This is a genomic window from Umezakia ovalisporum Ak1311 (assembly GCF_029891685.1).
Taxonomy (GTDB): domain Bacteria; phylum Cyanobacteriota; class Cyanobacteriia; order Cyanobacteriales; family Nostocaceae; genus Umezakia; species Umezakia ovalisporum.
Genome location: NZ_JANQDJ010000076.1, coordinates 1 through 12,504, shown reverse-complemented (window position 1 = coordinate 12,504; position 12,504 = coordinate 1). Strand labels below are relative to the sequence as shown.

Below are 12,504 nucleotides of genomic sequence, written 5' to 3'. Positions count from 1 at the left end.
GTGCGGAATTAGGGAAGAGAGACCCAAAGAAAGAAATTTGAGATTTTAATAGTAATTAAATAAGAAAATATGGCTAGGCGTTGGCAACGTAATGAGTATAATGAAGAACTAAATATTTCCACAGCTTTTACAGATTTGATGTCTAATGCCTTCATGATCCTGTTGTTGTTTTTGTTACTTTTTATCATGAGGTCATTTATTAATAGAAAACCGGAGTTAGTAGATAAGCAACTAGACACGCCGCCAATTATTTTGATTCCAGATGATCCCAATCATAGATTTGATTCTGGAAGTGCAAAAATTAACCCACGTTTTTATAATTACATTGTTACAAAAATCTTACCGGAAATCGAAAGGGCAAGTAAACAGTACAATGTCGATATTATAGAAGTGATTGGACATACTGACGGTCAGCCTAATGGTAGTATTGCCAGTAACCTAGACTTGTATTTAGAAAGTGTTGCCCGTGGTGGATTGGAATTAGAGAAACTACAAGCGGGTTCTAATGCAGATTTGGGGTTAATGCGTGCTTTAGCTGTAGTCCAACAGCTGCGTAATATTCAGGTTAAAGAAAAAAAACTGCCGGGATTGTCTTTCCGTGCTTATTCGGCGGCTCAGTTAATATTACCTAGTGGAGAATTTGCGGTGATGGCTCGTCAAGAAGATCAGAGACGGCGAAGAATTGAAATCCGCTTTACTCGCTTGGGACAGGTGAAAAAAGTTAATTAGTTAAAGTTTTCGTGAACAAAAGGTTAATTTTGCCATAATTTAAACGAAAAATTAAGATGGGGGGATGCAATTTTTAGTTGCTGATGTAAACTTGCAAGGAAGATCATGGAAAACCTGACTCTGTTGCTCTTCGGTACGGGTATGATTCATAATGGAACAGTGGCAATTTCTAATACAGAAACAGGGCGATCGCTCTTGGCATAACCTGGAATCGCCAAACTTAGAAATTTCGGAAGGTAGGTATAGAGTTTTGGCTCGTTCTAACCTACGTAATACCGATGTGGAAATCAAGGTAATACACTCTTCAAGGGGACTAAACCCGCCAAAGCACTTAGTGCAAAAGCGTTCAGGGCGGACTAACACAGTAGGTTTAATGCCGGTAATTCCTTTCACTTACCTCAAACCGGGAATTTGGGAATTACAATGCTCTGGGGATTTAATGTCTGATTTCCTCGGTCAATGGTGGCAATACAGTATCCATTTAAAAGTATTACCTAAAAAATTTACTCGGGTGTGGAAACAATCCCACACTGGTGGGAATTTAGCCCCAAGTTTACCGATGTTTTTAGATAGTACTGCTAATGGCAACCGGAAATCCACAACTACTGTAGAACTTGAGCCTACTGTCAACAGCAATGTAGATTCAACTGACAGCACAGTTATCCATCAACCTGTAAGCATAACTACCAAAGAAGGTGAAACTGAACAAATTTTACAAAATCTCGTGGATTTGGCTGTACCCAACTGGGAAACTTTGTTAGAGGATAGCAAAGTGGATGATTCTGTCGCTATGAAACCTCCGCTACCACTAGCGTTGACTTTAGACCGAGAAGGCGAGATTGCTCATTGGGGGGAAATAACTGTCATTCATGGGCGAGTGGAGGGACAAAAACAGACAAATCAAGAAGATGAAATATCATACCCAAAAAACTTCTATGCTTTGGAATTAGTCATTGAACTGCGATGGCCTTTAGCTTCAGGAAGCTTAACTCAAGTTCGCCAGCCTTTACCAGACAGCTCGTTGCCGATTGTAATCAGTTCTGCAATTGATATTCCTGTGGATTGTCAATCCGAGGTGATTTTAGCAGACATCAACTTGTATGGTGCATTCAGCGAGTTGGGTGAGGTAACACTATTAGCTAATCAGTCTTTGACAATCAGAGCAATTGACTCAGAACTTTTCAACCTGGCTACAACTGCACCCATAAATCATTCTCACTTTATTCAAAGTTTCCGAAATAAGTCACTGTCTTTGCAATTGAAGTCGGAAAAAATAAAAGAGGCTTCGGTGCAGCTACCTGAAAACAAAATCACTGGTGAAGTTTCCTTGACTGAAGGTGTCACCACTAGTGATTTGGTGGCGGAGTCTTCTGTCCATGAACAGCCTGTCCAGGAAAACAAGACTAGAGCTACCATCAACTTAGAGCAACTGGTGATGAGAAAACATCGTCTGCGGATGTTCAACAATACTTTTCCGTTCTTGAAACTACCTAAAGTTTTACCTGACAAAACAGAAGACCTGAAAAGTACAGCACATCCAGTGTCACCGGAACTTGGGGATACAAGGGGATCTGAGGATGAAAATACAGGTGAATTAATGACTGGAGATGTAGAATTAAATCCAAGCCCTCATCTCAATTCATCGCCCCTGATTAGAAAATGGATGCAAAGCCAAGGATATTCTGTGCCAGAATCTACGATTGAGGTTTTAGATAGTCACAGTGGTGCAGAAGGTGATTGCTCAAGACTTGCTGAATTTCCAGCCAGATGAATTTCTGGGTTTGTGTTAAAAATTTTGAGAATTTAAAAAATCAGGTGCAATTTGCAGTAAGCTCATCTTCGAGGATTGTCTGAAATATTAGGAAAGTTAACTATGGCAGCTTCATTTTTGCCTTCTATCTTGGTTCCTCTGACCGGGTTAGTTTTTCCAGCGGTGACAATGGCGTTTTTAATGTTATACATTGAACGCGATGATATCGGCTAAGTAGTTGATTCACTACCCACGTCTTCCCGCTGTTGGTTTTCGATTCTGAAATTAGAAACCGTCCGTTTCTTAGAAACAGGCGGTTTCTAAGAAACGGGCGGTTTGTTAATGCTAATTTTTAAACAATTGCCAGAAAATTCAGACTAAATTCTGTTCGGCTCAAGTCATTTTTACATTGAGGAACCGACTCCAGCGTAGGCTCCGTAAAAGAAAATGCCTAAAACTGTAATTACACCTAAACCTGCGATTGTAGCTACAACCCACAGGGGAATTCTTCCACTTTCAGCAGACACAGCTTTTTCTCCTCCATTAACAACAAATTAACACTGATTGAATAAACAAAGATTGACAACAACTGTTCTCTGTTAGTTAAAGAAATAACTGGAGAACAAAATTCCTAGAACAAAAACTAAAAGTAGTCCCAGATATAGGGAAGTACGGTTTAGTTCAACTGGCTGATTATTAGGATTTGGGGTTCTTTCCATAATTTTCTCCTAGCGTTGAATAAACTGCATAGCGGCGATGGCGCCTAAAAAGAAGACCGAGGGTACACCTAACGTGTGAACAGCCAACCATCTAACCGTAAAAATTGGATAAGAAACTGGTTGATTTATGTTATTTCCGCTAGCCATGATTTCAAACTATTTTCCGATAAATTGTTCAACTTGTTGTTTAGCGCTAAAACGATCTTTCACAATTGGCAATTCTTGCCGTGTTTGTGTGTAGTATTCGTTGGGACGGGGTGTACCGAAAGCATCATAAGCCAATCCAGTACTGACAAATAGCCATCCGGCAATAAATAATGCTGGAATGGTGATACTGTGAATAACCCAGTAACGAACGCTGGTAATAATGTCCGAAAACGGACGTTCTCCAGTGGTACCTGACATTTAGATTCCTACCTTCACAAAGATTGTTATTGTCTATTATCCTACAAAGTTAAGAAAGAGTTACAAGTTGCAACGACCTTCTCAGAAATCAGTGCGAATACCGCAGCCCATCATGCCACTAAGCAGCTTCTGGTGAGGAACCTTTGGCAATATTTGGTTGATATTTTAGCAAAACGCCGCGATCGCCTATAACAAATCCTTGATCAGGGTTAAAGAAAACAATTTTGTACAAATTAGCTGCTACTGCTTCCACTTGCCGGTCTTTTTCCCAGGTTTTACCGCCGTCATCACTGCGGAGCAAATTACCGCTACCCCCACCTATCCAAAGTTCATCAGCAGTACGATAAGCCAAATCCAGCAAACCCCAGCTGGTAGAAAACTCAGGATTTTGGGGTTCTTGCCAAGCTTCAGGGTCATCAGGTTCGCTAAACTGCACCTGACCACCCCGTGCTAGTAACCACAACTGTCCATTCTCGCCAAAACCCATATTTTCTAAACGTCGAGAATTGTTGCGGTTATGGGGTGTCCAACTGGTTTGTCCTGGTTCCCAAGTTGAGTAGAAACTACCCTTAGCGGAAACAGCAACATATTTGCCATCACGGGAGCGTTCCATATTCCGTACTACACCAACTGCTCCTTCTACCTGGGCTTTCCAATTCAGACCACCGTCTTCAGTTCTGTATATTGCTCCCAAGTCGGTAGCCATTTCCGCCGAATTTTCTCCCAGGGCGTAAATAGCAATCGGACTACCGGGTAGCTTTGAACTCAGAGCAATGCGCGTCCAAGAAATACCTTCATCGGTGGTATGCAGCAATAGTGAAGGTTCACCCAAAATCCAGCCTTCTTTGCCAAGAAAACTCACCGAGTCAAAACGAGTCTTAGCATCATCCACTGGCAATGACAGTGGTTCCCATGTATCACCACCATTACGGGTTTCCAAAATCGTCGCATTGCTACCCACGAGAAAGCCATGGTCAGGATCTTGCGTAAAGCTAATATCTAGAAGCTTAGAACTTGTTGGTACAGAAATCACTGCCCAAGGGTTATAGCTGCTAGAGGGGACTTGGCTACAACCGATACACAAGAAAACTACCATCAACAAGGCAAATATTTTTTGCCAACTTTTCATAATAACCATTGAATGCATCAGTATTTTTTTACTTTTTTCTAAATTTTTCACCTTAATGGCAATGGCAGCCCTCTAAACGTGCTAAAAGAGATAACGGGTTTTATTTTAAGCCGTAAAGACTAATAAAAAACAAAAAACCGAGACCCAGAGCACCAAAAATCAGAATATTTTTTTGCCCTGGTGTTAAACGGTTAACACCGAAACCATAACCGAGATTTTCTTTAAAACCCGACGCAGTGCCAGCAGGGCCAATATTGGCGAAAGCGGTTTTTTTAGCAGTACATACTGGACAACGCCAAGTTATGGGTAGTTCATTAAAGGTGGTTCCTGGATCAATATCATGGCTATCGTCTCCCTTTTCTGGTTCATAAACATAACCACAGGCACGGCATTCATAACGGTCTAATGCCGGAGTTTCAACAGCTTGTTCGCTAGCTTGTTCGCTCATGGCTAAAACCTCACATAGGAGAAATATTAAATATACGTTAAAAATTATGACATAACTATGAAACTTTTCCATCATCCGCAAAAACAACAAATACCTCAAATCGGTCTGTTTCCCAGAGTTCAGAAAAAGCAAAAAGATATAATGTAAAAGAAACTAACAGCCTTATTTACACCATTAGCGGTAGATATTCATTGTGTTTGTCCTCAGTGGTTACGAGTACCTTCTAGGCTTTCTGCTCATCTGTAGCCTAGTCCCTGCCCTTGCACTTTCAGCCTCTAAGCTCCTACGACCCAGTGGCACCAGCCCAGAACGGCGCACTACATACGAATCCGGCATGGAACCCATTGGAGGAGCTTGGATTCAGTTCAATATTCGGTACTATATGTTTGCTCTAGTCTTCGTCGTCTTTGATGTGGAGACTGTATTTTTGTATCCTTGGGCGGTAGCTTTTCACCGTCTGGGACTTTTGGCATTCATTGAAGCCTTAATTTTCATTGCAATTCTCGTAGTTGCCCTAGTCTACGCATGGCGTAAAGGAGCGTTGGAATGGTCCTGAATTCAAATTTAACAACCCAAGATAAAGAAAAAATCATCAACCCGGTTGAACGTCCGACGGTTACTCAGGATTTATCAGAAAATGTAATCCTGACTACAGTTGATGATCTCTATAACTGGGCTAGGCTTTCCAGTTTGTGGCCTTTGTTGTTTGGTACAGCTTGCTGCTTTATTGAGTTTGCCGCTTTAATCGGCTCTCGGTTTGATTTTGACCGTTTTGGTCTAATTCCCCGTTCTAGCCCCCGTCAAGCCGATTTAATTATTACGGCAGGGACAATTACCATGAAGATGGCACCTCAATTAGTGCGTCTTTATGAACAAATGCCCGAACCAAAGTATGTAATTGCTATGGGTGCTTGCACAATTACTGGTGGAATGTTCAGTGTGGATTCTCCCACGGCTGTACGTGGAGTTGATAAACTCATTCCTGTGGATGTTTACTTGCCTGGTTGTCCCCCTCGTCCAGAAGCCATTATTGACGCGATTATTAAATTGCGGAAAAAAATAGCTAACGATTCCATGCAAGAACGCGGTCAAATTAAGCAAACCCACCGCTTCTACAGCACAGCCCACAATCTCAAACCCACTGAGCAAATTTTAACTGGTAAGTATTTGCAATCGGAAACTCGCTATACACCACCCCAGGAGTTGACAGAAGCTATGGGTCTGCCAATTCCACCCGCCCTGCTAACAGCAAAGACACAAGACAAGGAGCAAAACCGTGGCTGAAGAAGATTCTAAACCAGTATTAGCAGCAGAAGAGTCTCTGGTTAAAGCTGGTCCTATTTCTCAGTGGTTAACGGAAAATGGTTTTGACCATGAGTCTTTGGAACCTGATAAGAATGGAGTAGAAATAATTAAAGTGGAGTCAGATTTCTTGCTCCCTATCTCTACAGCCCTTTATGCTTACGGGTTTAATTATCTTCAGTTTCAATCTGGTATTGACCTTGGCCCAGGGGAGGACTTGGTTAGTGTGTATCACTTAATTAAAGTTGGTGATCATCCTGATACACTTGAAGAAGTCCGGGTAAAGGTGTTTATACCTCGTGAGAACCCTACAATACCTTCGGTGTATTGGATCTGGAAAACTGCAGACTGGCAAGAGCGGGAAACTTATGATATGTTCGGCATTGTCTATGAAGGTCACCCAAATCTGAAGCGGATTTTAATGCCGGAAGATTGGGTGGGTTGGCCTTTACGAAAGGATTATATTTCTCCTGATTTTTACGAGTTGCAAGATGCTTATTAGGTGGTTTTGAGTTTCAGCAGTGACAATTTGGCTCAAATCACCTGGACCCCTTTCCGTGAGCGGAGAGGGTTGACCCCTTCCCTGGCTAAAGGCGAGGGGATTCTAAACTGTTGCTACCCGGAGGGCTAAGGCCACTCCCCGTAGCTTTCTAGTTCTAGTTTCCCATATGCGAAATCTGGTAGGCACGGTCAGCCATGGCCCACAGACTTTGACTAGGCATAAACCTAATTGTGTCTCTACTTTTTTAATGATTAATGATTGATGTATAAGTCCTTGCTTATATTGTAGGGTGTGTATTATTATACTGCTGCTAATTTTATTCACTAAACGCCCCTACAAGGTTTACTCTGTAGTGGTTCTTTTGAAGCGGGCGGCGGGAATCGAACCCGCATTAATAGCTTGGAAGGCTATAGTTTTACCACTAAACTACGCCCGCATGTCAGGAAGTATGCCACCAACTCTGCTATCTCAGCTACAAGAAATAGACATAATGTATATATTAAATACATATGTTTAATAAATATTTAATATTTATGTTCTAGCTTGTGTAGAGACAACATAAACAACTATAGCAGAAAATAATTTTATTGCACAAGAGAATTGTAAAAATACTTTAAAAACACTTTTGGCATTATTGAACCATGACTGAGAAATACGATGCTGATGAGAAGTTAGTTAATTTTGAAGAATTTACCGACATCACTGATGGCGCAAAGCAGACCGCAGAAAGTCTGTGGCCGAACTCCATGACGAATCTCTGGAATAAAACTACCAGTAGCTTTGTGAAGCTTGCGCCTTTGGAGCAAATAAAACAGAGCATTCTTCAATGGTTTAGTGTCAGTGAAACTCAGGTTACAGAGATTTTAGCCACAGTGGGAGCCGAACTACCAACCACAGAGGCGTTGCTGATTGGTAAGCCCCAAGCTGGGAAAAGTTCTATTGTTCGGGGCTTAACGGGAGTGTCTGCCGAAATTGTTGGTCAGGGATTTCGCCCCCACACTCAACATACCGAGCGCTATGCTTATCCTTCTGATGAGCTACCGTTGCTGATTTTCACAGATACGGTGGGACTGGGAGATGTGAATCAGAATACTCAAGGGGTAATTGAGGATTTGATTAGTGATTTACAAAAGTCAAGTCGCCGTGGTAGAGTTTTGATTTTAACTGTTAAAATTAATGACTTTGCCACGGAGACACTGAGACAAATTGCTCAACACATCCGTCAGCGGTATCCAGAAATTCCTTGTCTACTTGCTGTTACTTGTTTACATCAAGTTTATCCCCCCAATACGGTAGATCATCCTGGTTATCCACCGGACTATGAGGAAGTCAGTCGTGCCTTTGCAGCGATTAAGCAAGCTTTTACAGGACTATATAACCAATCTGTCCTCATCGACTTTACTTTAGAAGAAGATGGCTATCATCCTGTATTTTATGGCTTAGAAGTATTACGGGATTCTTTGGCAAAACTACTTCCAGAAGCAGAAGCTGGTGCAGTTTATCAGTTATTAGATGATGTGGCTAGTCAGCAACTTGGTGATATTTATCGGGATACTGGGCGGCGTTACATTTTGCCATTTGCAATTATGGCAGGGGCTTTAGCGGCTGCGCCGTTACCATTCGCTACTATGCCGTTTCTGACTTCCTTACAAGTATCAATGGTAAGTCTGCTAGGTAAATTATACGGGCAAACTCTGACTCTATCACAGGCAGGAGGTGTGGTCAGTACCATCGCTGGCGGTTTTTTAGCCCAGGCTGTTGCCCGAGAGTTGATTAAATTTGTACCTGGTTTCGGTGCCGTGATTGCCGTTTCTTGGGCTGCTGCTTACACTTGGGCTTTGGGGGAAGGTGCTTGTGTTTATTTTGGTGACTTGATGGGTAAAAAGAAACCCGATCCTCAGAAAATTCAGGCTGTGATGAAAGAGGCTTTTCAGAATGCACAGGAAAGGTTTAAAAGTATGAAAGATTGATGTCTTGCTATTAAAAAACTATGGATTTATTTTCAGATGGTTGAATAAATGCCTCAAATTGACTATTGGGTGTCCATTGGATGGCTCCTTCTTCTTTGGTAAAAAATAGTTTTGTCTGGTTTTTAGTGAGTTCCGATAAGGTTTTGGAGTCAAGGTCACTATGGGAAGCGATCGCCACCTGTGGTTGAAATTTTTGTAATAAGTCTTTCAATAACTGAGGGCTACACCATAGGACTTGCGGAGGCAGCAAGGTTCCTCCTTGAACTAGTTTTTCCACTTCTGTAGACTTGACATTGCCTACTAATAGCCAATTTTCTCCTTGGATTTGCAATTGTAATACAGGCAACTGCTCTTTAATAAATTGGGCGACTACTGAGCCGATTTTTACTGTTTGACCGGGTGCTAACGGTTGGTAGATTCCCTGTTGTCTTTGGAGTTGTTGTTGAATTGCTTGGGTAACAATGGTGCTTTTGAGGTTAGGTGAATATTCATAAAAGTTTTTGATTGGTAGACTTTGGAGCAGTTCTAACCAAGTATTGTTATTCTGATATTTAAAATTACTGGCGATGGCTGAATCTATTTTATTAATACCTTGGTGTTGTAGAAAAGGTAAAGTTGTGAAGCGTGCAGTGCTTTGATCTCCACTATTAATCAGTGTCACTGTTCCTCGATCTTGAATAACTATAACTGGTTCTGTGCCTGCTGCTAGAATGGTGATTCTAAATAATGTGTTGGCGGAATACCAAATTGGAGTTAGTACCAAACCAATTGCTATTAAACCGGCGAACCACCAATGTCTCTGCCACCAACGCACTAGCCAAACTAAAATAATTAGTGCATATATTGCTAATAATTGCGATGTAGATATGCTGCCTACACGCAGAAAATTACCTGGAAAGTTGCTAAATAATTGCACTATTTTAATTAGCCCATCAGTGGGGTAATATAATAAACCAGCTAAAGCACTGCCACCTGTAGGCCAAACTAGTGCTGATATGGCGCTGATTATTCCACCTATACTAATTGTTGCTACTAAAGGTGTGCTGATTATATTTAGTGGCAAACTATAAGCCGGGACGACTCCAAATACTAAAAGTTGCAGAGGTAAAGTCCAAATTGTAGCTGCCAATGGGACGGCAATTAATGAAGCGATGGACTTTGGTAACCAATCTAAGTGTTGCACCAATGCAGGTACTGTGACTATTAAACCTAGTGTTGCTAAAAAACTCAATTGAAAGCCTAAATCCCAAATCCATAATGGGTTAATTAGCAATAATATGGTTGCGGCTAAGAGCAGAGACCCAATTTGTTTAACTTTTCTTTTGAGTAACAAACCAACTAAAGCGGCAAGACCCATGATTACGGCTCGCAGTACAGAGGGTTGAAACCCTGTTAAACTCACGAAAATAATTAACCCTAAACAGCTACAGGTGAATTGTGTTTTCTGAGATGCTCTTCTGGTTAACTGTAGTATCAAACCTAAGACTAAAGAAGTTTGGAATCCTGAAGCTGCTAAAGTATGAGCTAATCCAGCTTTTACAAATAAATCACGGACATCGTAGGGTAAATCAATTGCTTTACTACCCAAAACCATTGCACTGACAAGAGGTCCTGCTGGAACACCCAACCAACGAACTTGCGATCGCACAATTTTTTGTCTAATTTGCCACCATCCCCATTTACGTTTTTCATCGGGATCCAAAATATTAATCTGTCTTCCAGTCAAACCAGCGAATATTCCTTGTTGCTGGAGAAACTTTTGAAAATCAAAAGCACCAGGATGAGATGCTGTTTGTGGCTGATATAAAACTCCAGTGACAGCAATTTGTTGTCCAGGATATAACCCAGTGGCTTGAAGCATGGGTACTGTTACATACAATTTGCCTGTCACACCTTTACTGATATCTACTGGGCTAGTTTCATTTTTGACTTCATCAAGCTGGGTGGCTGCTAAGACAAATTGTCCTCGTTGGCTGCGAGTCAAACGGGGATTACTAGCTACTTCTCCACGAACTATTACTATTTGTTGTTGATTACTGTTATTTTCTGAGGAAATAAATGTACTGATGTCTTGTTGATGGGGTTGTGGTTCCCGCCATTGACAATACACGGTTGCTAACAACCCGACCAACCCAGCAACTAGCCATGTTCTCGCATGGGGAACATTTGGCGAAATATGAGGAATTGTCTGGGTTGTACTTCCAGCATTTAATATCGGTCTTCTAAACAGAACTGCTCCCACTATTCCTAAACTTAAAATCCCAATCCCTCCCCAAGGTGTTGCACTTAAGAGCAATCCTAGAATGAAGGCAAGACAGATAATTAAACTATTTATCTGAATCATAGGTAACTCGTATTTGACATACTCACCGACGTGGAATGTCGGTGATTTTTTATGGCTGAGAGCAATTAGCTACCAGAGTAGTTTCATAGTTATTTTCTGTTGTACATTCCCAATACAACTCAAACTGCTGTCTTCTTCAGTAAAGGAAAACCTAATTTTTCTCTTTGTTCAACATATAGATGAGCAACCTTCCGAGCTAAATGACGAATCCTAGCAATGTAACGAGTTCTCTCCGTCACAGAAATCAGACCCCTAGCATCCAGCAAGTTGAAGGTGTGGGAACACTTCATTACATAATCAAGGCTGGGTACAACCAAACCTACCTCGGTCAATTGGCTAGCTTCTTGCTCATATAAGTTAAACAGTGTTAGCAGTAATTCAGGATTAGATGCTTCAAAGTTGTAAGTGCATTGCTCAATTTCACTTTGCAGGAAAACATCACCATAAGTAATATTATCAGTCCAATGAATCTTAGTGATCGCTTCCACTTGCTGGAGGTACATTACTAAACGTTCTAACCCGTAAGTAATTTCAATGGATACGGGACGGCAATCAATTCCCCCACACTGTTGGAAGTAGGTAAATTGAGTAATTTCCATTCCATCTAACCAAACTTCCCAACCAGTACCCCAAGCTCCTACTGTGGCATCTTCCCAGTTATCTTCCACAAAGCGAATGTCGTGGTCTTCAGGGTGAATTCCCAAAACTCTCAAAGAATCAAGATAAATTTCTTGAATATTATTTGGTGAGGGCTTAATCAGCACTTGGTATTGGTAATAGTGTTGAAAGCGATTAGGATTTTCGCCGTAACGTCCATCAGTGGGACGACGACATGGTTCAACATAGGCCACAGCCCAAGGCTCCGGGCCCAATGCTCTTAAAAATGTATGGGGGTTTTTAGTACCCGCGCCCTTCTCAATATCGTAGGGCTGGGCGATTAAACAGCCGCGTTGACCCCAAAACTCATGCAATAAACTAATGGCCGACTGAAAATTCACGCTCTACCCTCCCTTAATCAGCAAAGTCCGTACACCATTCTTGCCTACAACCTAACACTGTGGCGAGTTTCAGAGGCATGAAAAAAAAGGAAAAATTTTTTTGGAAAAAGTGTTGACAAAGTTATGTAGACTCGCTATATTAAATAAGTGCCTGAGAGACAAGCGCAAAGCAGCGCAGTCCGAAGGAGCGCCGAACCTTGAAAATATT

The 12,504-nt window shown here is 41.5% G+C and carries 15 protein-coding genes and 1 tRNA gene; 7 read left to right on the top strand and 9 right to left on the bottom strand.

Annotation, left to right across the window (positions count from 1 at the left end; translation table 11 throughout):
* The first annotated feature begins 69 nt into the window (after positions 1–69).
* From NWP25_RS14655 to psaI, 3 genes are all read left to right on the top strand, one after another.
* Positions 70–729, top strand: a complete 660-nt coding sequence (locus NWP25_RS14655; protein WP_280651017.1) for an OmpA family protein — start codon at positions 70–72, stop codon at positions 727–729.
* Positions 730–880: 151 nt separating this feature from the next.
* On the top strand, positions 881–2,500 hold the full coding sequence (locus tag NWP25_RS14650; RefSeq protein WP_280656271.1) for a hypothetical protein: 1,620 nt from the start codon (positions 881–883) through the stop codon (positions 2,498–2,500).
* A gap of 102 nt (positions 2,501–2,602) precedes the next feature.
* Positions 2,603–2,713: a photosystem I reaction center subunit VIII gene (gene psaI, locus NWP25_RS14645; RefSeq protein ID WP_280651015.1), complete on the top strand. Its 111-nt coding sequence runs from the start codon at positions 2,603–2,605 to the stop codon at positions 2,711–2,713.
* A 170-nt stretch (positions 2,714–2,883) separates the two neighbouring features.
* On the opposite strand, the gene NWP25_RS14640 is transcribed toward psaI, so the two are convergent.
* The 6 genes from NWP25_RS14640 to NWP25_RS14615 form a co-directional block, all read right to left on the bottom strand.
* Positions 2,884–3,006, bottom strand: coding sequence for a photosystem II reaction center protein J (locus tag NWP25_RS14640; protein ID WP_280651014.1), 123 nt, complete (start codon positions 3,004–3,006; stop codon positions 2,884–2,886).
* Positions 3,007–3,078: 72 nt separating this feature from the next.
* A complete protein-coding gene (locus NWP25_RS14635) occupies positions 3,079–3,198 on the bottom strand; it encodes a photosystem II reaction center protein L (protein ID WP_010997988.1) in 120 nt (39 codons plus the stop codon).
* A gap of 9 nt (positions 3,199–3,207) precedes the next feature.
* The gene (gene psbF / locus NWP25_RS14630; RefSeq protein WP_280651013.1) at positions 3,208–3,345 is read right to left on the bottom strand and encodes a cytochrome b559 subunit beta; all 138 of its coding nucleotides are present in this window, start codon (positions 3,343–3,345) and stop codon (positions 3,208–3,210) included.
* A 9-nt stretch (positions 3,346–3,354) separates the two neighbouring features.
* Positions 3,355–3,603, bottom strand: coding sequence for a cytochrome b559 subunit alpha (psbE, locus tag NWP25_RS14625; protein WP_280651012.1), 249 nt, complete (start codon positions 3,601–3,603; stop codon positions 3,355–3,357).
* Between the two features lie 118 nt (positions 3,604–3,721).
* Positions 3,722–4,741 carry a photosynthesis system II assembly factor Ycf48 gene (locus NWP25_RS14620; protein WP_280651031.1) on the bottom strand — a complete coding sequence of 340 codons (1,020 nt, stop codon included), beginning with the start codon at positions 4,739–4,741 and terminating at the stop codon, positions 3,722–3,724.
* A 91-nt stretch (positions 4,742–4,832) separates the two neighbouring features.
* Complete coding sequence (locus NWP25_RS14615) at positions 4,833–5,180, bottom strand: rubredoxin (protein ID WP_280651011.1); 348 nt, start codon at positions 5,178–5,180, stop codon at positions 4,833–4,835.
* Positions 5,181–5,373: 193 nt separating this feature from the next.
* On the opposite strand from NWP25_RS14615, the gene ndhC reads away from it, so the two are divergent.
* Genes ndhC through NWP25_RS14600 form a run of 3 tightly spaced genes read left to right on the top strand, consistent with a single transcriptional unit; the run spans position 5,374 to position 6,984 of the window.
* A complete protein-coding gene (gene ndhC / locus NWP25_RS14610; RefSeq protein WP_280651010.1) occupies positions 5,374–5,736 on the top strand; it encodes a photosynthetic/respiratory NAD(P)H-quinone oxidoreductase subunit C in 363 nt (120 codons plus the stop codon).
* Entirely contained in the window at positions 5,727–6,464 is a 738-nt protein-coding gene (gene ndhK, locus NWP25_RS14605; protein ID WP_280651009.1) for a photosynthetic/respiratory NAD(P)H-quinone oxidoreductase subunit K, read from the top strand. The genes ndhC and ndhK overlap by 10 nt, the downstream gene beginning before the upstream one ends.
* Positions 6,457–6,984: an NAD(P)H-quinone oxidoreductase subunit J gene (locus NWP25_RS14600; protein WP_280651008.1), complete on the top strand. Its 528-nt coding sequence runs from the start codon at positions 6,457–6,459 to the stop codon at positions 6,982–6,984. Before ndhK ends, NWP25_RS14600 begins: the two co-directional genes overlap by 8 nt.
* 365 nt (positions 6,985–7,349) lie before the next feature.
* On the opposite strand, the gene NWP25_RS14595 is transcribed toward NWP25_RS14600, so the two are convergent.
* Positions 7,350–7,420, bottom strand: a tRNA-Gly gene (locus NWP25_RS14595).
* 205 nt (positions 7,421–7,625) lie between these two features.
* Between NWP25_RS14595 and NWP25_RS14590 the strand changes: the two genes are divergently transcribed.
* The gene (locus tag NWP25_RS14590) at positions 7,626–8,954 is read left to right on the top strand and encodes a GTPase family protein (protein WP_280651007.1); all 1,329 of its coding nucleotides are present in this window, start codon (positions 7,626–7,628) and stop codon (positions 8,952–8,954) included.
* A 10-nt stretch (positions 8,955–8,964) separates the two neighbouring features.
* Here the strand turns inward: NWP25_RS14590 and NWP25_RS14585 are convergent, their stop codons facing one another.
* Both NWP25_RS14585 and glyQ read right to left on the bottom strand, forming a co-directional pair.
* Positions 8,965–11,298 (bottom strand): ComEC/Rec2 family competence protein, encoded by a 2,334-nt coding sequence (locus tag NWP25_RS14585; RefSeq protein ID WP_280651006.1) that lies wholly within the window; start codon positions 11,296–11,298, stop codon positions 8,965–8,967.
* Positions 11,299–11,417: 119 nt separating this feature from the next.
* Positions 11,418–12,296 (bottom strand): glycine--tRNA ligase subunit alpha, encoded by an 879-nt coding sequence (gene glyQ, locus NWP25_RS14580; RefSeq protein ID WP_280656268.1) that lies wholly within the window; start codon positions 12,294–12,296, stop codon positions 11,418–11,420.
* Positions 12,297–12,504: the final 208 nt, after the last annotated feature.

What these genes read in the sequence shown, in the direction of transcription:
- NWP25_RS14655 (WP_280651017.1), top strand. Translation starts at nt 70, where the DNA reads ATGGCTAGGCGTTGGCAACGTAATGAGTATAATGAAGAACTAAATATT.
- NWP25_RS14650 (WP_280656271.1), top strand. Translation starts at nt 881, where the DNA reads ATGGAACAGTGGCAATTTCTAATACAGAAACAGGGCGATCGCTCTTGG.
- psaI (WP_280651015.1), top strand. Translation starts at nt 2,603, where the DNA reads ATGGCAGCTTCATTTTTGCCTTCTATCTTGGTTCCTCTGACCGGGTTA.
- NWP25_RS14635 (WP_010997988.1), bottom strand. Translation starts at nt 3,198, where the DNA reads ATGGAAAGAACCCCAAATCCTAATAATCAGCCAGTTGAACTAAACCGT.
- psbF (WP_280651013.1), bottom strand. Translation starts at nt 3,345, where the DNA reads ATGGCTAGCGGAAATAACATAAATCAACCAGTTTCTTATCCAATTTTT.
- psbE (WP_280651012.1), bottom strand. Translation starts at nt 3,603, where the DNA reads ATGTCAGGTACCACTGGAGAACGTCCGTTTTCGGACATTATTACCAGC.
- NWP25_RS14620 (WP_280651031.1), bottom strand. Translation starts at nt 4,741, where the DNA reads ATGGTTATTATGAAAAGTTGGCAAAAAATATTTGCCTTGTTGATGGTA.
- NWP25_RS14615 (WP_280651011.1), bottom strand. Translation starts at nt 5,180, where the DNA reads ATGAGCGAACAAGCTAGCGAACAAGCTGTTGAAACTCCGGCATTAGAC.
- ndhK (WP_280651009.1), top strand. Translation starts at nt 5,727, where the DNA reads ATGGTCCTGAATTCAAATTTAACAACCCAAGATAAAGAAAAAATCATC.
- NWP25_RS14590 (WP_280651007.1), top strand. Translation starts at nt 7,626, where the DNA reads ATGACTGAGAAATACGATGCTGATGAGAAGTTAGTTAATTTTGAAGAA.
- NWP25_RS14585 (WP_280651006.1), bottom strand. Translation starts at nt 11,298, where the DNA reads ATGATTCAGATAAATAGTTTAATTATCTGTCTTGCCTTCATTCTAGGA.